This is a genomic window from Streptomyces cinnabarinus (genome assembly GCF_027270315.1).
GTDB lineage: Bacteria > Actinomycetota > Actinomycetes > Streptomycetales > Streptomycetaceae > Streptomyces > Streptomyces cinnabarinus.
Genome location: NZ_CP114413.1, coordinates 6,029,843 through 6,049,852, shown reverse-complemented (window position 1 = coordinate 6,049,852; position 20,010 = coordinate 6,029,843). Strand labels below are relative to the sequence as shown.

The 20,010-nt window shown below is 71.1% G+C and carries 21 protein-coding genes and 1 tRNA gene; 14 read left to right on the top strand and 8 right to left on the bottom strand.

Going from position 1 to position 20,010, the window contains the following annotated elements:
- Positions 1–72: 72 nt before the first annotated feature.
- The 3 genes from lysA to STRCI_RS27525 all read right to left on the bottom strand — a co-directional run bounded on the left by lysA (position 73) and on the right by STRCI_RS27525 (position 3,309).
- Complete coding sequence (lysA, locus tag STRCI_RS27535; RefSeq protein ID WP_269661652.1) at positions 73–1,464, bottom strand: diaminopimelate decarboxylase; 1,392 nt, start codon at positions 1,462–1,464, stop codon at positions 73–75.
- A 16-nt stretch (positions 1,465–1,480) separates the two neighbouring features.
- Positions 1,481–2,713, bottom strand: coding sequence for an ArgS-related anticodon-binding protein NrtL (gene nrtL / locus STRCI_RS27530; protein WP_269661651.1), 1,233 nt, complete (start codon positions 2,711–2,713; stop codon positions 1,481–1,483).
- A gap of 86 nt (positions 2,714–2,799) precedes the next feature.
- Positions 2,800–3,309: a response regulator gene (locus STRCI_RS27525; protein WP_269661650.1), complete on the bottom strand. Its 510-nt coding sequence runs from the start codon at positions 3,307–3,309 to the stop codon at positions 2,800–2,802.
- A 104-nt stretch (positions 3,310–3,413) separates the two neighbouring features.
- On the opposite strand from STRCI_RS27525, the gene STRCI_RS27520 reads away from it, so the two are divergent.
- Positions 3,414–3,485 (top strand) — tRNA-Arg (locus tag STRCI_RS27520).
- Between the two features lie 312 nt (positions 3,486–3,797).
- Here STRCI_RS27520 and STRCI_RS27515 read toward each other — a convergent pair.
- Positions 3,798–4,682, bottom strand: a complete 885-nt coding sequence (locus tag STRCI_RS27515; protein ID WP_269661649.1) for an arginase family protein — start codon at positions 4,680–4,682, stop codon at positions 3,798–3,800.
- 447 nt (positions 4,683–5,129) lie between these two features.
- On the opposite strand from STRCI_RS27515, the gene STRCI_RS43395 reads away from it, so the two are divergent.
- Positions 5,130–5,330, top strand: coding sequence for a beta-ketoacyl synthase N-terminal-like domain-containing protein (locus STRCI_RS43395; RefSeq protein WP_336298822.1), 201 nt, complete (start codon positions 5,130–5,132; stop codon positions 5,328–5,330).
- Positions 5,331–5,410: 80 nt separating this feature from the next.
- Here STRCI_RS43395 and ku read toward each other — a convergent pair whose 3' ends face one another.
- On the bottom strand, positions 5,411–6,427 hold the full coding sequence (gene ku / locus STRCI_RS27505) for a non-homologous end joining protein Ku (RefSeq protein ID WP_472926752.1): 1,017 nt from the start codon (positions 6,425–6,427) through the stop codon (positions 5,411–5,413).
- 71 nt (positions 6,428–6,498) lie between these two features.
- Between ku and ligD the strand changes: the two genes are divergently transcribed.
- Complete coding sequence (gene ligD, locus STRCI_RS27500) at positions 6,499–7,386, top strand: non-homologous end-joining DNA ligase (protein WP_269661647.1); 888 nt, start codon at positions 6,499–6,501, stop codon at positions 7,384–7,386.
- A gap of 36 nt (positions 7,387–7,422) precedes the next feature.
- Positions 7,423–8,688 (top strand): vanadium-dependent haloperoxidase, encoded by a 1,266-nt coding sequence (locus STRCI_RS27495; RefSeq protein WP_269661646.1) that lies wholly within the window; start codon positions 7,423–7,425, stop codon positions 8,686–8,688.
- 24 nt (positions 8,689–8,712) lie between these two features.
- Here STRCI_RS27495 and STRCI_RS27490 read toward each other — a convergent pair whose 3' ends face one another.
- Entirely contained in the window at positions 8,713–9,516 is an 804-nt protein-coding gene (locus tag STRCI_RS27490) for a nuclease-related domain-containing protein (protein WP_269661645.1), read from the bottom strand.
- 103 nt (positions 9,517–9,619) lie between these two features.
- On the opposite strand from STRCI_RS27490, the gene STRCI_RS27485 reads away from it, so the two are divergent.
- The 7 genes from STRCI_RS27485 to STRCI_RS27455 all read left to right on the top strand — a co-directional run bounded on the left by STRCI_RS27485 (position 9,620) and on the right by STRCI_RS27455 (position 16,076).
- Positions 9,620–10,126 carry a protein-tyrosine phosphatase family protein gene (locus STRCI_RS27485; protein ID WP_269661644.1) on the top strand — a complete coding sequence of 169 codons (507 nt, stop codon included), beginning with the start codon at positions 9,620–9,622 and terminating at the stop codon, positions 10,124–10,126.
- A 112-nt stretch (positions 10,127–10,238) separates the two neighbouring features.
- Complete coding sequence (locus tag STRCI_RS27480; RefSeq protein ID WP_269661643.1) at positions 10,239–10,970, top strand: hypothetical protein; 732 nt, start codon at positions 10,239–10,241, stop codon at positions 10,968–10,970.
- Positions 10,967–12,214 carry an ATP-binding protein gene (locus STRCI_RS27475; protein WP_269661642.1) on the top strand — a complete coding sequence of 416 codons (1,248 nt, stop codon included), beginning with the start codon at positions 10,967–10,969 and terminating at the stop codon, positions 12,212–12,214. Before STRCI_RS27480 ends, STRCI_RS27475 begins: the two co-directional genes overlap by 4 nt.
- Before the next feature lie 121 nt (positions 12,215–12,335).
- Positions 12,336–12,686, top strand: a complete 351-nt coding sequence (locus tag STRCI_RS27470; protein ID WP_269661641.1) for an SH3 domain-containing protein — start codon at positions 12,336–12,338, stop codon at positions 12,684–12,686.
- Positions 12,687–12,729: 43 nt separating this feature from the next.
- A complete protein-coding gene (locus STRCI_RS27465; RefSeq protein ID WP_269661640.1) occupies positions 12,730–14,097 on the top strand; it encodes an FtsW/RodA/SpoVE family cell cycle protein in 1,368 nt (455 codons plus the stop codon).
- Positions 14,094–15,551 carry a penicillin-binding transpeptidase domain-containing protein gene (locus tag STRCI_RS27460; RefSeq protein ID WP_269661639.1) on the top strand — a complete coding sequence of 486 codons (1,458 nt, stop codon included), beginning with the start codon at positions 14,094–14,096 and terminating at the stop codon, positions 15,549–15,551. The genes STRCI_RS27465 and STRCI_RS27460 overlap by 4 nt, the downstream gene beginning before the upstream one ends.
- A 45-nt stretch (positions 15,552–15,596) precedes the next feature.
- Positions 15,597–16,076, top strand: coding sequence for a DUF3291 domain-containing protein (locus STRCI_RS27455; protein ID WP_269661638.1), 480 nt, complete (start codon positions 15,597–15,599; stop codon positions 16,074–16,076).
- Here the strand turns inward: STRCI_RS27455 and STRCI_RS27450 are convergent.
- Together STRCI_RS27450 and STRCI_RS27445 are read right to left on the bottom strand one after the other, a co-directional pair.
- On the bottom strand, positions 16,015–16,659 hold the full coding sequence (locus tag STRCI_RS27450) for a Uma2 family endonuclease (protein ID WP_269661637.1): 645 nt from the start codon (positions 16,657–16,659) through the stop codon (positions 16,015–16,017). The two genes, STRCI_RS27455 and STRCI_RS27450, sit on opposite strands and share 62 nt — an antisense overlap.
- A gap of 81 nt (positions 16,660–16,740) precedes the next feature.
- On the bottom strand, positions 16,741–17,853 hold the full coding sequence (locus STRCI_RS27445; RefSeq protein WP_269661636.1) for a ferritin-like domain-containing protein: 1,113 nt from the start codon (positions 17,851–17,853) through the stop codon (positions 16,741–16,743).
- Positions 17,854–17,980: 127 nt separating this feature from the next.
- Between STRCI_RS27445 and STRCI_RS27440 the strand changes: the two genes are divergently transcribed.
- The 3 genes from STRCI_RS27440 to STRCI_RS27430 all read left to right on the top strand — a co-directional run bounded on the left by STRCI_RS27440 (position 17,981) and on the right by STRCI_RS27430 (position 19,951).
- Positions 17,981–18,919, top strand: coding sequence for an AurF N-oxygenase family protein (locus tag STRCI_RS27440; RefSeq protein ID WP_269661635.1), 939 nt, complete (start codon positions 17,981–17,983; stop codon positions 18,917–18,919).
- A 65-nt stretch (positions 18,920–18,984) separates the two neighbouring features.
- Positions 18,985–19,638, top strand: a complete 654-nt coding sequence (locus STRCI_RS27435) for a TetR/AcrR family transcriptional regulator (protein WP_269661634.1) — start codon at positions 18,985–18,987, stop codon at positions 19,636–19,638.
- A 10-nt stretch (positions 19,639–19,648) separates the two neighbouring features.
- Entirely contained in the window at positions 19,649–19,951 is a 303-nt protein-coding gene (locus STRCI_RS27430; RefSeq protein ID WP_269661633.1) for a hypothetical protein, read from the top strand.
- Positions 19,952–20,010 lie beyond the last annotated feature (59 nt).

Here is a 20,010-nt window from a genome sequence, read left to right as displayed (position 1 = left end):
GATCGTGAGATGTCTATTTCATTATGTTGGAAGGCGAAGACAGAAGATCTTCCGCCTCCGCCCCGAGGGCTCTCAGCCGACGTCGAGACGCAGGAGGTCCTCCTCCGTCTCCCGGCGGACGATCACCCGGGCCTCGCCGTCGTGCACGGCGACGACGGGCGGCCGGAGCACATGGTTGTAGTTGCTGGCCATCGACCGGCAGTAGGCGCCGGTCGCCGGTACGGCGATCAGGTCACCCGGTGCCAGGTCCGCGGGCAGGAACGCGTCCCGCACCACGATGTCCCCGCTCTCGCAGTGCTTGCCGACGACCCGGGCGAGCATCGGCCCGGCGTCGGAGGTGCGGGAGACGAGGGTGACGCTGTACTCGGCGTCATAGAGCGCGGTGCGGATGTTGTCGGACATGCCGCCGTCGACGGAGACGTAGGTGCGCAGCCCGTCGAGGGGCTTGATGGTGCCGACCTCGTAGAGGGTGAAGGCGGTCGGCCCGACGATGGCGCGCCCCGGCTCGACGGAGATCCGCGGGGTGCGCAGCCGGGCGGCCTCGCACTCACGGGTGACGATCTCGTTGAGCGCCTTGGCGATCTCATGGGGCTCACGGGGATCGTCGTCACTGGTGTAAGCGATACCGAGGCCGCCCCCGAGGTCGATCTCGGGCAGCTCCACCCCGTGCTCGTCCCGGATGTCCTTGAGCAGCCCGACCACCCGGTGGGCGGCGACCTCGAACCCGCTCATGTCGAAGATCTGCGAGCCGATGTGTGAGTGGATGCCGATCAGTTCGAGGCTGTCGAGCTGAAGCGCCCGCCGCACGGCCTCCGCGGCCTGCCCCCCGGCCAGCGGAATGCCGAACTTCTGGTCCTCGTGGGCGGTGGCGATGAACTCGTGCGTATGGGCCTCGACGCCGACGGTGATACGGATCTGCACGCGCTGCCGCTTGCCGAGCTCGCGCGCGATGTGGGCGACGCGGACGATCTCCTGGAAGGAGTCGAGGACGATCCGCCCGACACCGGCGCGGATGGCCCTCTCGATCTCCTCCGGCGACTTGTTGTTGCCGTGGAAGGCGATGCGGTCGGCGGGCATCCCGGCGGACAGGGCGGTGGCGAGCTCACCGCCGGAGCACACGTCGAGGTTGAGCCCCTCCTCGTGCAGCCACCGCACGACGGCGCGGGAGAGGAAGGCCTTGCCCGCATAGAAGACATCGGCGTCGGTGCCGAAGGCGGTGCGCCAGGCGCGGGCGCGGGAGCGGAAGTCGGCCTCGTCGATGACATAGGCGGGGGTGCCGTACTCCTCGGCGAGCCGGTTCACGTCGATGCCGCCGACGGTGACGACACCGTCCTGGTCACGGCTGACGGTCTGGGCCCACACCTTCGCGTCGAGGGCGTTCAGGTCCGCCGGCGGGGCGGAGTAGTGGCCCTCGGGCAGAACATCGGCGTGGCGGGGCCCGGCGGGGTGTGCGGAACGGCTCATGACTCTTGTGGCTTCCTCAGAGGTGTTCGGGTGCGTCGATGCCGAGCAGGGACAGGCCACCGGCCAGCACCGTCCCGGCGGCTTCGGCGAGCGCGAGCCGGGCACGGTGGGCGGCCGAGGGTTTCTCCGCACCACGCGGCAGCACGGCGGGCAGGAAGGCGAGGGCGGCATCGGCGACGGTGACGAGGTGCCGGGCGAGACGGTCGGGGGCGTGGTGCGCGGCGGAGGCGGCGAGGACGCGGGGGTGGTCGGCGAGGGCGGCGGCGAGGGCCTGGGGACCGCCGTGCTCAGCCGCCGTGGACCCCGGTTCGGCGGTGAAGCCGAGGTCGGCGGCGTTGCGGGAGTGGTCGGCGAGGGCCTGGGGACCGCCGTGCTCAGCCGCCGTGGACCCCGGTTCGGCGGTGAAGCCGAGGTCGGCGGCGTTGCGGGAGTGGTCGGCGAGGGCCTGGGGACCGCCGTGCTCAGCCGCCGTGGACCCCGGTTCGGCGGTGAAGCCGAGGTCGGCGGCGTTGCGGGTGAGGGCGCGGGTGCGGGCGTGGGCGTAACGGACGCGGAAGAGGGGGTTGGCCTCGCGCTGGACGAGGTGCCCGTCGTCGATGCGGGGCCGGTCGTGGGCGGCGGGGTGGAGCAGCGCCCAGCGGGCGGCGTCCCGGCCGAGCGGCAGCGGATCGCAGGGGGCCGGGACGGGTCGTACGGTGACGTCGAGCGGGGCGGGGGCGCCGGGCCGTCCGTGCGCGTCGACGCGCACGCCGAGCACATCCGTCCAGCCCTGCTCGGGCCGGGCCGCACAACTGGTCCGGACGAGGGCGCCCTGCGACCTCAGCAGCCGGGCGACGACCTCCATGACGACGACGGCGCGCACCTCGTGCGGACAGTGCAGCTGCACGATCTGCCCACTGGGCCGGTCGGCGAACCCGTAGCGCGCCCCGAGCCGCAGGATCTCCTCGACCAGCGTGGTGGTCCCGGCGCCCCGCAGGCTGAAGTTGATGAATCCGGGCCCCGTGACGACGACGTCGGCGACCCCGTCCTCCCCGACCAGATGCGGCCGCAGGATCTCGGCGACGCGCAGGGGCGTCTGGCCGGCCGGGCGGGCGAGCTGGAGGGCGACGTTGGTGGCGTAGTCGCCGCAGCCACCGGGCCCGGGAGCGGTCACCAGCACTCGCTCCGGTACGGCCACCTGCAGTTCCCCCTGATCGACAGCACGACGCACCGCGCGCAGCACGGTACGGGAGAGCTCGACGGGGGTCACGGGACCAGCGTATGGGAGAAGGGGGGTGGGTAAGCGAGCGGGTTTGGACGATGGTCCGGGATATGGACGATCATCGGAGCCGCATGTCAGGCCACGCCGCCGTCCCCGCCACAGCCTCTCCCGCCGGCGCCGGCACTGGCGCCGGTGGCCCCGAGGGTGCGCCCGGGAATCCGCTTCCGCTCGATCAACTTCCGTACCAGGCTGACCAGTTCGGAGGGCTCGAAGGGTTTGGCGAGGAAGGCGTCGACACCGACGTCGAGGCCGCTGTCCACCTCGTGCTGCGTACAGGCGCTGACGATGGCGAGGGGCAGGTCGCGGGTCCGGGGGTCGGCACGCAGGCGCGCGGCGGTGCGGAGGCCGTCCAGCCGGGGCATGACGACGTCCAGGGTGACGACGTCCGGACGCACCTGATGAACCACATCCAGACACTCGGCACCATCGGCCGCGGTCACGACCTCGATGCCCTCCAGCTCGAGGTTGACCCTGATCAGCTGCCGGATGACCTTGTTGTCGTCCACAACAAGCACCCGACCCGACGCGCCCGGCACAAGTCGAGAGTAGGTCCGGACCGGCCACCGCGTCCGGGTTTTGCCCACTTCCACCCCCTGCGGACGCCCCCGCCCCCAGGAAACACGTTCATGAACACCCCACCGATGCTGGTAGTGTTCTACCCGTCGCCGCCAAGCAAGGCGCCCGACAAGCCCCCGTAGCTCAGGGGATAGAGCAACGGCCTCCGGAGCCGTGTGCGCAGGTTCGAATCCTGCCGGGGGCACCCCTGATGAGGTGCCCGAAGACCCCGCCTTCAGCTGGTTGCTGAGTGCGGGGTCTTTTGCTTTCCGGGAGTCTGCCCAGGTCTGAGACCGGGCCTGTGTGGGTCAGTTTCCCTCGGTTTGGTGCTGAGCGGATCTTGTGGACCGTTCCGGCGGTGATGGTCAGTTCGAAGACGACGACTGCTCGGGACTGCGCGTCATGCATGACCGCGCCGGGGCGGCCGTTGACCTGGGCCGGTTGGGGGGATCTGCTTGACCTGGTCTAGCTGGTGCTGGCCGCCTTTGTGGTGTGGCGCGGCTCCGGCCCGAGTCGTTCACTGTGTGAGCGCCCTCGCGGCGAGGGCCCGGCGGAGGCAGGCGGTGAAGCGGGTGGTGATGGTGCCTGTGGGGTCCAGGTGGGGGTTGAAGATCGTGACGTCCAGGCCCCGGCAGCGGTCGTCGGTGAGGGCGGCGGTGAGTACGTGGTCGAGCTCCGGCCAGGTCAGGCCGTCGGGTTGGCGGTAGTCGACGGCCGGCATGACGTTGTCGTGCAGGACGTCGGCGTCCAGGTGGGTCCAGAAGGGGGCGGCGGGGAGGGCGGTGAGGGCCTGGTGCGTCGCCGGTTCGATGCCCAGTTCGCGGACCGTCGGCAAGTCCATCGCGTGCAGCGCGGCGGGGAGCGGTTGCATGCCTGCCTGAGAGGACTCCGCCGCGTCCCGGAAGGCGAAAGCCACGACGTCCTCGTCCCGTAGCAGCGGGGCGCGGCCTTCCAGGTCGGTGAGGACGGCGGGGCCTCGGCCGGTGGCCAGGGCCAGTTCCATCGAGGCGACCTCGCCCCGCGGCTCGGCGGACGGCTGGTAGAAGTCGGTGTGGCCGTCCAGGAACAGCAGTCCGGGGCGGCCCCGGCGGCGCAGGGCGAGGAGGTTGCCCAGCAGGATCGTGCAGTCCCCACCGAGGACCAGCGGGAACAGATCCTGGTCCAGGGCGGATTCCACGGCGTCCGCGAGGGTGAGTGCGTAGCGCGCGATGGCGGTGGGGTTGAGTACGGCCGTCTCCGGGTCGCGTACCTCGTCGTACTCCGGGGGGTCCAGCCGCTCTTCGCGGGCCACCCGGAAGCCGTCCAGCAGGCCCGCTCCGCGCAGTGCCCTCGGCAGGTCCGACACTCCGCCCGGCCGTAGGCCGAGGACCGACGGTGCCTCGATGATCGCCAAGCTCTGCATGGGCTCGATGTCCTTTCCGTGACGAGACGGCCTGTCGGTCATGTGGCGAAGACGTCGGCCGGCAGCGGTGGTTCGTCGTGATGCACACGCCGCCCGAGTCCCCGGAGTCGATCCGAGTGGTCCTGCGGCCGCCGCTCGGCGGGGTGGACCGGGAGGTGACGGTCGCGTGCCGTCGGCTGGACGTGCCGCAGGTCCCGCTGCTGTCGTCGGCGCCGCTGGACGGCGTCGAGTTCCGGGACGGGGACCGGGTGACCTCGCTTCGGACCGTGTACCCGCCGGCCGACGAGGTGACGTACGTGCGGCGTTGGGGTGTGTGGCACCGCGATCTCGACACGGACGGGGGCGGGACGCCGACGGACGACGAGGTGCGGCGGCGGGCCCCGGGACGCCGACCGGGACGGCTCCGTCGTACGGCATCACGCGCGGCCGGAGTCGTCGCGGGCCGCAGTGGGGTCCCGGGGGCGGCGGGCCGTATCGCCGCTGGGTGTCGGGGTAGGGGAGCTGTGGCGGGGCCTGCTCGACGGGCGGCACGGGATACGGGAGTTGGCCGGGGAGGAGTTCGCGGAGCTGCCGGTGCGGGTGGCGGGAGTGGTGCCGGTGGACCCCGCCGCGCTGCTGACGCGGGCCGCCGTCCGGCGGAGGTGCTGAGCAACTCGTTCGGGTTCCGCGAGCACAACGCGGTGCCGGCCCTGCGGAGAGTGGGCTGAGAAGGGAGTACGGCAGGGGAGTCACGCCGTACGTTTGCGAGACGTCGTCTTCTTCGCCGCTGTCTTCTTTGCCGTGCTCTTCGTCGAGGAGGCCGACTTCTTCGTGGCCTGGGCCGACTTGGACGTCGACTTCCTGGCCGAGGCCGTCGACTTCTTCGCCGAGGCCGCCGTCTTCTTCGCGGTCGACTTCTTGCCAGCCGTCTGCTTCGGGGTGGCCCGGGATGCCTTGCGGGGCATTTCGGTGACCTCCGCCGGCTCCTCGCCCCGGGACTCCTTGGCCGCCCGGACGCTCTTCTCCAGGGCCGCCATCAGGTCCAGGACCTTGCCGCCCTCGGCCGGTTCCGGGGTCGCCGGCGGGGTCTCGCCCGCGGCCTTCGCGGCGATGACCTCCTCCACCGCCTCCCGGTACTCGTCATGGAGGTCTTCGAGGTCCACCTCGCCCAGCGTGTCCATCAGGGCGTCCGCCAGGTCCAGTTCCTTGTCGCGGACGGTCACGTCCACGTCGGGGGCGACGCCCTCGGGGGCCCGGACCTCGTCCGGCCAGAGCAGGCCGTGCATCGCGATCGCCTCGCCCACCACCCGGAGCATGCCGAGGCGTTCACGGCCCCGCAGCGCGAACTTGGCGATGGCCACCTTGTTGCTGCGCTTCAGGGCCTCGCGCAGCAGGGTGTACGGCTTCGCCGCCGGGGCGCCGCTCGCGGCCAGGTAGTACGCCGCGTCCATCTGGAGCGGGTCGATGCTGTCCGCCGGGACGAAGGCCACGATCTCGATCGTCTTGGCGGTCGGGAGGGGCAGCTGGGCCAGGTCCTCGTCCGTGATCGGGACGATCGAGCCGTCCGCGTCCTCGTACCCCTTGCCGATCTCCGACTGGGTGACCTCCCGGTCCTCCAGCTCGCAGAACTTCCGGTACCGGATGCGCCCGCCGTCCTCCGTATGGATCTGGCGGAAGGAGATGGAATGGTTCTCGGTCGCGTTCACCACCTTGATCGGGATGCTGACCAGACCGAACGAGATGGCGCCGTTCCAGATCGATCTCACGTGCAGCACCCTTCATCCGGTTTGGGCTAGTTCGCGGCTACTTCATCCTATTTCCATGGGATTCTCATCGTATGACGCCGATCACAGTGGTGGAGGGGCGACGGCTCGCGCTCAGCAACCTGGAGAAGGTGCTGTACCCGGCGACCGGCTTCACCAAGGGCGAGGTGCTGCACTACTACGCCACCGCCGCCGACGTACTGCTGCCCCATCTGCGTGACCGGCCGGTCTCCTTCCTGCGCTACCCGGACGGGCCGGACGGACAGGTCTTCTTCACCAAGAACGTGCCGCCCGGTACACCCGACTGGGTCACCACGGCCGAGGTCCCCCGTTCGGAGGGCCCGGCCCGGATGGTGCTCGTCCAGGACCTGCCGAGCCTGATGTGGGCCGCGAACCTGGTCGCCGAGTTCCACACCCACCAGTGGGTCGCCCAGGCGCCCGGCGCCGCCGACCGGCTGGTCCTCGACCTCGACCCCGGTTCCCCGGCGACCGTCGTCGAGTGCTGCGAGGTCGCCCTGTGGCTGCGCGAGCGGCTCGCCGCGGACGGGATCGAGGCGTACGCCAAGACGTCCGGGTCCAAGGGGCTGCATCTGCTCGCCGCGGTCCGGGGTGCCTCCTCCGACCAGGTGTCGGAGTACGCCAAAGGGCTCGCCCTGGAGGCCGAGAAAGCCATGCCGCGGCTGGCGCTGCACCGGATGACCCGCAGCCTGCGGCCCGGGAAGGTCTTCGTCGACTGGAGCCAGAACGCCGCCCGGAAGACCACGGCCACCCCTTACACCCTGCGCGCCCGCCCCGAGCCCTGGGTCTCCGCGCCCGTCACCTGGGCGGAGGTCGAGGAGTGCCGCTCCCCCACCCAGCTGGCCTTCACCGCACCGGACGTGGCCCCCCGACTCCAGGACCACGGCGATCTGCTGGCGCCGCTCCTCGACCAGGACCGCGCGGGGACGCTGCCCCGGAGCTGACCGACCCCACCCGAACCGCCCACCCCAAGGAGACGCATGCCCATCCCCCGCACCCTCCTCGTCGGCCTGTCCGCGTTCACGCTGGCCGCCGCGCTCCCCCTCGCCCCGCCCGCCGGGGCCACCGGGCGGGCCCCGGACTCCGAGGTGATCACCGACTGGAGCCGGACCGCCGTCGAGGTGGTCAGCGTCGACGCCAGGAAACCCACCGTCGAGCCGTTCATCTGGTACGCCTTCGTCTCGGCCGCCGTCTACAACGCGGTCGTCGGCATCGAGGGCCGCTACACGCCGTACAAGTGGGACGTACGGGGTCCTCGGCACGCCTCCTCGGAGGCGGCCGCCGCCGCTGCCGCGCGCCGGGTGCTGCTGACGTACTTCCCGGCCTCCGAGTCCCGGATCGAGGCCGCCTACAGCGCCTCGCTGGCGAAGGTCCCGGAGGGCCGGGCCCGGGACGCCGGCGTCGCCTTCGGGGAGCGGGCCGCCGAGCACCTCGTCGAGCTGCGCGAAGGGGACGGGCGGGACGCGCCCCTGACGTACGAGCGATCACCGGGGCCCGGGGTGTGGCGGCCCGAACTGCCCGGCTACCGGCCCTTCGCCAATCCCTGGCTGGGCAAGATGCGGCCGATGCTGCTGGACTCGCCGGATCAGTACCTGCCGGGGCCGCCGCCCGGGCTGACCTCGAAGCGGTACGCGCGGGACTTCGCCGAGGTGAAGGCGATGGGCGCGCGGGGCAGTGCCGAGCGGACGGCCGAGCAGACCGAGACGGCGCTGTTCTTCACGGATCCGCTGCCGCAGCAGTTGCAGGCCGCCTACCGGGAGCGGGTCACCCGGCGCGGGACGGACATCGTCGAGGCGGCCCGGCTGTTCGCGGCGGCTAACACCGCGTCCGCGGACGCGACGATCACCACCTGGAACGCCAAACTGACCTACGCGCTGTGGCGGCCGGTCACCGCGATCCGGCAGGCGCACACGGACGGCAACCCCTCGACCGGGGGCGATCCGTCCTGGCGGCCCCTGACGAACACCCCTCCCTACCCCGAGTACATCGGCGGGCACTGCGCCAACGACGGGGCCGTGATGGCCGTACTGGACCGGCTGACCGGCGGTGACATCGATCTGCGGGTGTACTCGGCCGTCACCGGCACGACGCGGACGTACACGGACTCGGCGGACTTCAACCGGGACGTGATCGACGCACGGGTGTGGGAGGGCATCCACTTCCGGACCGCGGACGTGGTGGGCAACCGGGTCGGGCGGAAGATCGGCCGATTCGCGGTCGCGCACTACTTCAAGCCGGTCCGCTAGCCCCTCACACCCGCATCCGGCCCCTCATACCCGCGTCCAGGTGTTCCGGTCCCGCGCCATCGCGTGCAGGGCCTCCACGTCCGCCGGTTTGAGGACCCCGCCCTGCCGGGCCAGCTGCCCGAGGTCGGTGTCCTGCAGGACGCGGACCTCGCGGAGGTGGGCGGTGACCGAGACGTCCGCCGCGCCGGCCAGCGCCAGCACGGGGTGGACCTCGGCGGTCAGGGCGTACGAGGCGCGGTCGGCGTCGGCGCGGACGCGGCGCAGCAGCGGCCGCGGTTCGCGGCGGGCCACCGTGACCATGGGATCCGCGACCCTGATCCGCTGCTTGCGGGCGTACAGGGTGTGGACCGAGAACAGGCCCGCCGGGCCGATGGCCAGATGGTGGATCCGGGAGCCGCCGGGCAGCGGGATCGAGTGCAGGGTGTGCCAGCCCGCGCCGTCCAGCCGGTCCAGCGCCTCCCCCACCGTCCGTTCCGCGGTGAGCGCGTGCTGCCTGGGGTCCGTGCGGAGCCGACGGGCCGGCCCCGGATCCCGGTCCAGGGCGATCAGCAGCGCCTCACCCGGGCGGTTGGGCGCCAGATCGTCGTCCGGGTGCAGGGTCAGCCGGGCCAGTTCCGCCGGGGTCGGGACCGGCGGCGGGCCCACGGTCACCGGGCCGGTCAGGAAGGGGCCCAGGGCTTCCAGGACGTCCTCTCTGCGCTCGTCGCTGAGCAGGTTGACCCTGGCTGCCTCACGGTCGTACCAGGCGATGTTCCGGCCGTCCGTGAGGCAGACGTACAGCCGCTCCTGTCCGTGGCGCCAGGTCGGCACGACACGCAGTCCGCTCATGCACCATCACCCCATTGACCATGGGAACAGGCGGGGTGCTCCAGGGGCAAGAACCTGGTTACCTTTGAGAGGAGTTGGGTGGGGAAGTTGGGGGAGGCGCCAATTGCGTACCCGCGGGAATCAACCCGACGTTCCGGCCCCGGACACTCCGTGGGACGAGATCGTGCCCGGCCTGTGGATGGGCGGTCATGAGTTCCGGGCGAGGTCGGGGCAGCTGGAGTCGGTCGTCGTCAGGAACGAGTTCGATCTGGTGCAGACGCTGCTGCGGTTGCCCGGGCACGGGCCCGACCGCGGGGTGGAGCACCAGGTGTGGCCCATCCCGGACGGACCGCTGGACGGGACGCAGCTCGCGGGCGTGATCCGGCTGGCGCAGGCCGCCGCCGAGGCGCTGGACGCGGGCCGCTCGATCCTGGTCCGCTGCTATCACGGCTACAACCGCTCGGGGCTGGTGATCGCGCAGACCCTGGTCCGGCGGGGCCACTCGACGGAGGAGGCGATCCGGCTGATACGGTCCCGGCGCTCCCCCTGGGCCCTGCACAACGACCTCTTCGTCGAGTACCTGCGTGCGGGCCTGTCCACCGCCCGGCTGCTGGAGGAGCTCACGGAGTGATCGCTCCGGCCCGCCCAGGGCGGGCAAAAGGGACTTCCCTATGAATAAGGTGTCCGGGCCACCATGAACAAGGTGTCGGGGCCACCGCTCACCTCAGAACCACAGGAGCACCGTGCCCCTCAGCCGTGTCCGTACGACCGCAGCAGCCGCCCTGGTGCTGGCGGCCGCGGCGGGCTGCGGTGACGCCGGGGGGCTCAAGGGCGCGGGCGCCACACCCACCGCGGTGAGCCCGGCCCGGCTCTGGCCGGAGCTGACGCCCGCCTCCAGCCCCGCCTACGAGATCGGCGAGGTGACCACCGAGGTCGTCAAGGGCGTCGAGGTGCCCGGCGACGACATCCGCAGGGTGGACCCGGTCGCCGTGGTGCGCGCGGAGATCGAGGCGAACCCCGATGACTACGAGAGCGCGAAGGCGCCGTACCGCGAGACGGCCCGCCGGATGGCGGACTGCGGGCCGAGCGGCGGCGACGCGTCCCGCTGCCCGGTCCTCACCCCGTACTACCGGGACCTGAGCGGCGACGGCCAGGAGGACCTCACCCTCGGCTTCCAGCTGCTGCCCGACAAGCTGACCGCCATCCGCGTCTACACCGTCCAGAAGCACCGCCTGGTCCGCGTCATGTCCTACGACGACGCCGTCAGCGGGGTCGAGCTGGCCGGGCGGTCGGTGATCGTCCGCGCGCCCTCGGAGGTCGCGGGGTACGAGTACCGGCTCCAGTGGACCTGGGACGCGCAGGCCAACGCGATGCTGCTGACGCACGACGAGATGCTGCGCACCGGCCCGCACAAGCACTCCCCCAAGCCGTCGGCGACCTCCTCCGCGAGCGCTTCCTCCGCGAGCGGCCGATGAGGCTCGCGCTGCCCCGCTGGGCCGGGACGCTCGCCACCAAGGCCGCCGTGTTCATCACCGTCATGTGCTGTGCGCTCACGGCGCTGCTCGGGGTGCTCGTGCATGTCTCGGTGACCAACCAGACCGTCGGGCGGGCCCGCGGCGAGGCGCTGTCCCGGCTGACCGACGCGACGGCCGCGTTCGAGGCCGGGGACCGGCTCACTCCGGGCGCGGGCGTCGATCCGCCGGGGCTGCCCGGGGCGCTGCGGGAGCTGGCGCTGGCCGGGGACCGGGGCACGATGGTCGCCGACCACCAGGGACGGCCGACGATGTGGGCCGCGGGCCCGGCCGATGGTTCACGGGCGCTGGCGGTGCGGGTCGACTACTCGCAGCAGGCCCGTACGATCGACGGCCTCGACCGGGCGATCCTGTGGTCCTCGGCGCTGGCCATCGGGATCACGCTGCTGGTGGGCGCGCTGGCGGTGACCCGGGTGACCCGGCGGCTGCACACCACGGCCCAGGTGGCCCGCCGGATCAGCGGCGGCGACCTGGACGCCCGTGTCGACGATCCCCGTACGAAGGATCCGACACGCCCTCAGGACGAGGTCGCCGCGGTGGCCGCCGCGCTGGACTCCATGGCGGCGTCCCTCCAGGGCAAGCTCCAGGCCGAGCAGCGGTTCACGGCGGATGTGGCCCATGAACTGCGGACGCCGCTCACGGGGCTGCACGCGGCGGCGGAGCTGTTGCCCCCGGGGCGGCCGACGGAGCTGGTGCGGGACCGGGTCGCCGCGTTGCGGACGCTGACCGAGGATCTGCTGGAGATCTCGCGGCTGGACACCGGGCGGGAACGGCTCGATGTGGACACCGAGCAACTGGGGGCGCTGGCCGAGCGGGTGGTGCGGGGCGCGGGGGAACCCACGGAGGTCGTCGTGCTGCGGGATGTCGCCGTGGAGACGGATCGGCGGCGGCTGGAGCGGGTGCTGGGGAATTTGGTGGCCAATGCGCATCGGCATGGGCGGGGGCCGGTGTCTCTGACGGTGGACGGGGCGCGGGTCGTGGTGCGGGATCACGGGGGCGGGTATCCGGCGTATTTGCTTGAGCACGGGCCGCAGCGGTTTCGGACCGAGGGGGGCGCGAGGGGACATGGGCTGGGGTTGACCATCGCGTTGGGGCAGGCAGAAGTCTTGGGGGCTCGGTTGTCCTTTGCGAATGCAGAGGAGGGTGGGGCTTTGGCGACATTGGATCTGCCGGCCGGTTGGGGCTGATCGCGCAGTTCCCCGCGCCCCTGGGTGGGATCCGGATGGCCCATGTTGAGAGGCGGCCCGGGTGTTGCGCTCATAGCGTGGCGGATAGTCAGGTTTCGCCCCCTTCATGGAGGTACACCCCATGTCGCTCCGCTCCCGTCTCTCCATATCCATCGTCGCCGGCGCGCTCGTCGCCGCCGCTGCCGCCGCTCCCGCTGTCGCCGGTGAGGACTGGGGCGGGCATCACCAGAAGCACCCCCGGCTCTACAAGGGCGTCGTGACCGCTGACACCCTGCTGCTGCGCAGCGCGCCCAACCGGGGGAGCCAGGTCATCCGGACCGCGCACCGCGGGCAGATCGTGAAGATCTTCTGCAAGACGGTCGGCCAGAACATCCAGGGCAACCCGCTCTGGTACCTCCTGCCCGACGGCACCTGGGCCTGGGGCGCCGCCCGCTACATCAACAACATCGGGCCCGCGCCACGCTGGTGCTGAGCCGCAAGGCACACAAGACGCCCTATTTGGGTAAGTTCCGGACATGAGCAAGGCCGGAACCACCGTGGCACGAGCGGACACACCCGCTCCCGCCGTACGCCTCCCCCGGCGCCGTGGCATCGAACTCGCCCTCATCGTCGTGGCCGTCCTGCTCTCCGTGTACGGCTACTGCGCTGTCGGCCTCGCCCGTGCCGGCACCGTCCCGCCCGGCGCCGCCGGTTACGGCGCCGGGCTCGGTGTGCTGGCGCTCGTCGCCCATCTGGCGGTGCGGTTCCGGGCGCCGTGCGCGGACCCGCTGCTGCTGCCGATCGGCGTGCTGCTCAACGGCCTCGGCCTGGTCCTGATCTACCGGCTCGACCTGGAGACCCCGGGCGACCGGGCGGCGCCCGCCCAACTCGTGTGGTCCACACTGGGGGTGGCCTTCTTCATCGTGACCGTGCTGCTGTTGCGCGACCATCGGGTCCTTCAGCGCTATGCGTACGTCAGCGTGGTCGGCGCCCTCGGCCTGCTGATCCTGCCGATCCTTTTCCCCGCGGTGAACGGGGCCCGGATCTGGATCCGGATCGCCGGATTCTCCATCCAGCCGGGCGAGTTCGCGAAGGTGCTGCTCGCGGTGTTCTTCGCCGCCTATCTGGCCGCCAACCGAGGAGCGCTGGCCTATGCGGGCCGCCGGGTCTGGCGGCTGCAACTGCCGACCGGGCGGGTGCTCGGGCCGATCGTCGCGATCTGGCTGCTGAGCGTCGGCGTACTGATCCTGGAACGGGACCTCGGCACCTCGCTGCTGTTCTTCGGCCTGTTCGTGGTCCTGCTGTACGTCGCCACCGGGCGCACCGGATGGATCGCCGTGGGCCTGCTGCTGGCGGCCCTCGGCGCGGTCGCCGTTGGCTGGCTGGAACCGCACGTGCACAGCAGGGTCGAGGACTGGCTGCATCCGCTCGCCTCGATCGAGGCGGGACAGGGCCCCAACCAGCTCTCCCAGTCGCTGTTCGCCTTCGCGTCCGGCGGCATGCTCGGCACCGGCCTCGGACTCGGCCACTCCGTACTGATCGGGTTCGCCGTGAAGTCGGACTTCATCCTGGCCACCGCGGGCGAGGAACTGGGCCTGGCCGGACTGTCCGCGATCTTCCTGCTCTACGGACTGCTGGTGGAGCGGGGTTACCGGGCGGGCCTCGCGCTGCGCGACCCCTTCGGGCAACTGCTCGCGGTGGGGCTCGCCTCGATCGTCGCGCTCCAGGTGTTCGTGATCGCGGGCGGGGTGACCGGGCTGATCCCGCTGACCGGCATGGCGATGCCGTTCCTGGCGCAGGGCGGTTCCTCGGTGGTCACCAACTGGGCGATCGTGGCACTGCTGGTCAGGCTGAGCGACTCGGCGCGCGGGCAATACGAGACGGACGGGACGGCGGCCGCGTGACCCGGCACATCCGGCTCGCGGCCGTCTTCTGCGCCCTGCTGCTGGGGGCGCTGCTGGTGAACGCCACCCGCATCCAGGTCTTCGAGTCGGGCGAGTACGACGAGAACCCGGCCAACCGGCGGCAGACCATTGCCCGGTACGGGCAGCCGCGCGGCGACATCCTGGTCGGCGGCCGGCCGGTCACCGGGTCCAAGGACACCGGCGAGCAGCTCCGCTACGAACGCACCTATCTGGACGGCCCGTTGTACGCGCCGGTGACCGGATTCGCCTCTCAGGTGTACGGGACGAGCCTGCTGGAGCACGCCGAGGACGGGGTGCTGTCGGGCGACGATCCGATGCTGTCGCCGTTCCCGCTGCTGGGCGACTTGACCCGGGCGCGCAATCCGGGCGGCGACGTGGTGACGACGCTGCACGCGGGCGCGCAGGGGGCGGCCTACGACGGGCTCGGCGGGCGCAAGGGCGCGGTGGCAGCGGTGGAGCCGTCGACGGGGCGGATCCTGGCGCTGGTGTCGACCCCCTCGTACAACCCGGAGGCGCTGTCGGGGAACGGGCCGACGGTGGCGCGGTCCTGGATCGGGCTGAACGAGGACCCGGACAAGCCGATGCTCAACCGGGCGGTGCGGCAGACGTATCCGCCGGGGTCGACCTTCAAGGTGGTGACCGCGGCGGCGGCGCTGGACGCGGGGGTGGTCGGGGATGTCGACGAGCCGACCGACTCCCCCGACCCGTACACGCTGCCGGGTAGTTCGACGAGCCTGACGAACGAGGCGAGGGGGTGCGCGGACGCGTCCCTGCGGGCCGCGTTCATGTGGTCGTGCAACACGGTGTTCGCGAAGCTGGGGGTGCGGGTGGGGGTGGCCGATCTGGCGGCTACGGCGCAGGCGTTCGGATTCAATGACGCGGGGGTGCGGATCCCGTACTCGGTGGCGCCGAGCACCTTCGACACGACGGTCGACCGGGCGCAGCTCGCGCTGTCGGCGATCGGGCAGTACAACACGCGGGCCACGCCCCTGCAGATGGCGATGGTGGCGGCGGCGGTGGCGAGCGGGGGGCAGGTGCGCGAGCCGTATCTGGTGGAGCGGACCGTGCGTTCGGGGGGCGCGACGCTGGCCACGGCCGGATCCCGTCCGGTGCGGCAGGCGATGCATCCGGCGACCGCGCTGCGGCTGCGGGAGTTGATGACGGACGTGGTGCGGGAGGGCACCGGGGCGAACGCGGCGATCGACGGGGTGACCGTCGGCGGGAAGACCGGTACCGCGCAGCACGGGATCGACAACTCCGGTACGCCGTATGCCTGGTTCGTGTCATGGGCGGAGGGTGAGCGGGACGTGACGCCGAAGGTGGCGGTCGCGGTGGTGGTGGAGGACGCGGAGGCGGACCGTGGGGAGATCAGCGGGGGCGGGGACGCGGCGCCGATCGCGCGGGAGGTGATGAAGGCGGTGCTCGGTGGGTGAGACGGGGGTTCCCGCACCCGGTGCGCCCGACCTACCGTTCGGTCTATGACTGCCGCATTCGAGCTTGCCGAAGTCAACATAGCCCGCCTCAAGTTCCCGCTGGACTCACCGCAGTTGAAGGATTTCGTCGACGCGCTCGATCCGGTGAACGCCGACGCCGACTCCGCCGACGGATTCGTCTGGCGCCTCCAGAGCGAGGGCGGCGACGCGACCGACATCCCTGTCCTGGGGGACGAGTGGCTGATCATCAACATGTCGGTGTGGCGGGACACCGACTCCCTGACGGCGTACATGTACCAGGGCCGTCACCGCGAGATGCTGGCCCGCCGCCGCGAATGGTTCGAGAAGGTCGAGGAGGCGATGATGGCCATGTGGTGGGTCCCGGCAGGACACCGGCCGACGGTCGCCGAGGCGGAGGAGCGTCTGCTGCACCTGCGGGCGAACGGGCCCACGCCGTACGCCTTCACTCTGCGGACGTCGTTCCCTGCGGAGGCTTCGGAGGGGCAACCGGCGGTCGGCGGTTGATCGCGGTGAGGTCGATGGCGAGCGGGAACGGAACGGTCACCTTCAGCCGGTCGTGATGGATGCCGATCGGGCTGTATGTGTCCGTGGACCGATCGAGTTCGTAGGTGTAGACGACCGGCAACCCCTGACTCTCCTCCACGCGCCAGAAATGGGGAATACCCGCTGCCGCGTACTTGCGAGGCTTGACCTCCCGATCGCGCTCCAGGGAGTCCTCGGAGACGACCTCGATGGCGAGGATGACGGACTCGGCGTGATGCCAGGTCTGCCGAGGGCCGGTATCCGCGTCTTTCCGGAACACCAGGACGTCAGGCTCTGGCCGGTTGCGTCGGTCGAGCCTGACGCTGAACTCCCGGTCGACGTCGTACGCATCTGGGACCTGACTGAGCAAGGCGTATTCCAGAAGCCGGATCGTGCGCATGTGAAAACGAGTCTGCGGACTCACGAAAACGAGACTCCCGTCGATCAGCTCCGTGTGCGGAGGCAGATTCGGGAGTTCGTCCAGGTCGTCCGCCGTCCAGCCGCCGACCGGCGGACGGGGCCACTCGTAGTCCTCGTCCAACCCGTACTCGCGTGCGGCGCTCATAGGTACTCCCACGTGACGGAGTCTGCCTGGCACATCCAGCCTACCCAGTTGGATATGCCCAAGCGCCCGTCGAACGAGTGATCACCCAGCGCCGCATTGACCCGCCTCGACCATCTCCACCACCTCCGCGACCCGCTTCCGCTCCTCCGCAGCGAACCGCTCCGTGTCCAGTTTCTCGGCGATCTCCTCGTCCTCGGTCATCAGGAGATCGAGGTTGGAGTTGCCCATCTCGAAGACGCCCATGTCGACGTAGGCCTGCTGGAGGCGCTTGCCCCACAGGCCGATGTCCTTGACGCAGGGGACGATGCGGGAGAACAGCAACTGGCGGAACAGGGCCAGGAATTCGGACCGTTCGCTGTACTCCTCGGCCTCGGCGGTGGGGATGCCGAAGTTCTCCAGGACCTCGACGCCGCGCAGGCGGTCGCGCATCAGGTAGCAGCCCTCGATGACGAACTCCTCGCGTTCGCGGAGTTCGGCGTCGGTGAGCTGCTTGTAGTAGTCGCGCAGTGCCATGCGGCCGAAGGCCACGTGGCGGGCCTCGTCCTGCATGACGTAGGCGAGGATCTGCTGGGGCAGGGGCTTGTCCGTGGTGTCGCGGATCATGCCGAACGCGGCGAGGGCGAGGCCCTCGATGAGGACCTGCATGCCGAGGTAGGGCATATCCCAGCGGCTGTCGCGGAGGGTGTCGCCGAGCAGGGACCGGAGGTTGTCGTTGACCGGGTAGAGCATCCCGATCTTCTCGTGCAGGAAGCGGCCGTAGATCTCGGCGTGCCGGGCCTCGTCCATCGTCTGGGTCGCCGAGTAGAACTTGGCGTCCAGGTCCGGGACCGACTCCACGATGCGCGCGGCGCAGACCATCGCGCCCTGTTCGCCGTGGAGGAACTGGCTGAACTGCCAGGAGGCGTAGTGGCGCCGTAACTCGCCCTTGTCGGCGTCGGTCAGTTTCGCCCAGTGCCGGGTGCCGTAGAGGGACATCGCCTCGTCGGGGGTGCCGAGCGGGTCGTAGGGGTCCACCTCAAGGGTCCAGTCGATGCGCTTCTGTCCGTCCCACTGCTTGTCCTTGCCCTTCTGGTAGAGGGCGAGCAGACGGTCACGGCCGTCGTCGTACTCCCAGGCGAAGCGGGCCGCGCCGGTCGCCGGCACCTGCCAGTGGGGGTCTCCCGGGTCGGTGGCGTACAGGTCGTAGGTCGCCATGTCTCGCAGGCTCCCGCGCGGTAGACGCGGGGTCAACAAGTGCCGCGCGAGGGATTGACGAGCTTGCTGACAGGCAGTCTCATAAGGGGACGGAGGATGTGACCCCGGGTGACGAGTTGGGAGAACCATGACGACGCTCACGGACGCCGACGCACTGGAGGGGCTGCGCGACGCGCTGGGCCTGCTCAAGGACCGGGAGCAGGTGGCCGAGCGGCTGCTCGACTCCTCCGCGAAGCACTCCTTCGACCCCGACAAGGAGCTGGACTGGGACGCGCCCTTCGAGGAGGGCAAGTGGTTCTGGCCGCCGGAGCTGGTGTCGCTGTACGACACCCCGATCTGGAAGCGGATGAGCGAGGAGCAGCGGATCCTGCTCTCGCAGCACGAGGCGGCGGCGCTGGCCTCCCTGGGGATCTGGTTCGAGCTGATCCTGATGCAGCTGCTGGTGCGGCACATCTACGACAAGGCGGCGACGAGCGCCCATGTGCGGTACGCGCTGACCGAGATCGAGGACGAGTGCCGGCACTCGAAGATGTTCGCGCGGCTGATCTCCCGCGGGGATACGCCGTGGTACCCGGTGAGCCGAGCGCACCACAACCTGGGGCGGCTGTTCAAGACGATCTCCACGACGCCGGGCTCCTTCACGGCGACGCTGCTCGGCGAGGAGGTCCTGGACTGGATGCAGCGGCTGACGTTCCCGGACGAGCGGGTGCAGCCGCTGGTGCGGGGCGTGACGCGGATCCATGTGGTGGAGGAGGCGCGCCATGTCCGCTACGCCCGTGAGGAGCTGCGCCGGCAGATGGTGACGGCGCCGAAGTGGTCCCAGGAGTTCACCCGGGTCACCTCCGGGGAGTTCGCCCGGGTGTTCTCGGTGGCCTTCGTGAACCCCGAGGTCTACACGAATCTGGGGCTCGACCAGCGGGAGGCCGTGGCGCAGGTCAGGGCGAGTGGGCATCGGCGGGAGGTCATGCAGACGGGGGCGAAGCGGCTGACCGACTTCCTGGACGACATCGGGGTGCTGCGGGGGGTCGGGCGGCGGCTGTGGAAGTCGTCGGGGCTGCTGGCCTAGGAAGCGGCTCGAACAGGCCGGTACAGGACGGCCCGGGTGCCGGTGCAGCGGTTAGTCTGCACGTCATGAGCCCCTCGGCACCCAGTCCCGCCTATCGACGTCTCAGTGTCGAGGAGCGGCGCAGTCAGCTGCTCGCGGCCGCGTTGTCCCTGTTCGCCCACCGGGCGCCGGAAGAGGTGTCGCTCGACGACGTGGCGGAGGCGGCCGGAGTGTCGCGGCCCCTGGTGTACCGGTACTTCCCCGGCGGGAAGCAGCAGCTCTACGAGGCCGCCCTGCGGTCCGCCGCCGAGGAGCTCGAGCAGTGCTTCGACGAGCCGCGGGAGGGCCCGCTGCTCGAGCGGCTCGGGCGGGCCCTCGACCGGTACCTCGCCTTCGTCGACCAGCACGACGCCGGGTTCAGCGCCCTGCTGCAGGGCGGCAGCGTCGTGGAGACCTCCCGGACCACGTCGATCGTCGACGGGGTGCGCCGGGCCGCCGCCGAACACATCCTCAGTCATCTGGCCGTCAGCGATCCGGGCCTGCTGCTGCGGATGACCGTCAAGCTGTGGATCACCTCGTGCGAGGCGGCCTCCCTGCTCTGGCTCGACGAGGGCAAGCAGCCGCCCGTGACCGAGCTGCGCGACTGGCTCGTCGACCAGTTCATCGCCGTGCTCTCGGTCACCGGCGCCCGTGACCCGCAGACCGCGGCCCTGGTCAAGGCCCTGGGCGGGGATGGCTGACACTGGTCCCGTGAAGAGCGAAGACACCCCCTTCGAGGGCGGGCCCATGGACGGGCGCGTGCTGCCCGTACTGCTCGGGATCACCGGGCACCCGCCCAAGACGTACCGCATCCCCGTCCCGGACCCCGACGGCGGGCCGCCCGCCGTGCTGGTCTACAGCCGTGTCCCGCGCGTCGAGGGCCGCCAGGTCGGGCTCAGCCGGCGCTGGAAGTACCTCTACGACCCCGAGGGGCGGCACACGCACAAGCTGAAGTGGCCGTGGGCGAAGCCAGACGCCACGCCGGGCGGCAAGCCGGACGACGCGGACGGGTGACCTCGTTGCGCCGAACCGCGCACACCCGGCGCGCGGACCCGGCGCCCCCGTTCGATGCT

Excerpts from the sequence above, each read along its gene's own strand:
- STRCI_RS27470 (WP_269661641.1), top strand. The coding sequence starts at position 12,336 with ATGTCGCTCCGCTCCCGTCTCTCCATATCCATCGTCGCCGGCGCGCTC.
- ligD (WP_269661647.1), top strand. The coding sequence starts at position 6,499 with ATGACGCCGATCACAGTGGTGGAGGGGCGACGGCTCGCGCTCAGCAAC.
- STRCI_RS27445 (WP_269661636.1), bottom strand. The coding sequence starts at position 17,853 with ATGGCGACCTACGACCTGTACGCCACCGACCCGGGAGACCCCCACTGG.
- STRCI_RS27475 (WP_269661642.1), top strand. The coding sequence starts at position 10,967 with ATGAGGCTCGCGCTGCCCCGCTGGGCCGGGACGCTCGCCACCAAGGCC.
- STRCI_RS27440 (WP_269661635.1), top strand. The coding sequence starts at position 17,981 with ATGACGACGCTCACGGACGCCGACGCACTGGAGGGGCTGCGCGACGCG.
- STRCI_RS27495 (WP_269661646.1), top strand. The coding sequence starts at position 7,423 with ATGCCCATCCCCCGCACCCTCCTCGTCGGCCTGTCCGCGTTCACGCTG.
- STRCI_RS27435 (WP_269661634.1), top strand. The coding sequence starts at position 18,985 with ATGAGCCCCTCGGCACCCAGTCCCGCCTATCGACGTCTCAGTGTCGAG.
- STRCI_RS27490 (WP_269661645.1), bottom strand. The coding sequence starts at position 9,516 with ATGAGCGGACTGCGTGTCGTGCCGACCTGGCGCCACGGACAGGAGCGG.
- STRCI_RS27450 (WP_269661637.1), bottom strand. The coding sequence starts at position 16,659 with ATGAGCGCCGCACGCGAGTACGGGTTGGACGAGGACTACGAGTGGCCC.
- STRCI_RS27455 (WP_269661638.1), top strand. The coding sequence starts at position 15,597 with ATGACTGCCGCATTCGAGCTTGCCGAAGTCAACATAGCCCGCCTCAAG.
- STRCI_RS27465 (WP_269661640.1), top strand. The coding sequence starts at position 12,730 with ATGAGCAAGGCCGGAACCACCGTGGCACGAGCGGACACACCCGCTCCC.
- lysA (WP_269661652.1), bottom strand. The coding sequence starts at position 1,464 with ATGAGCCGTTCCGCACACCCCGCCGGGCCCCGCCACGCCGATGTTCTG.
- STRCI_RS27515 (WP_269661649.1), bottom strand. The coding sequence starts at position 4,682 with ATGCAGAGCTTGGCGATCATCGAGGCACCGTCGGTCCTCGGCCTACGG.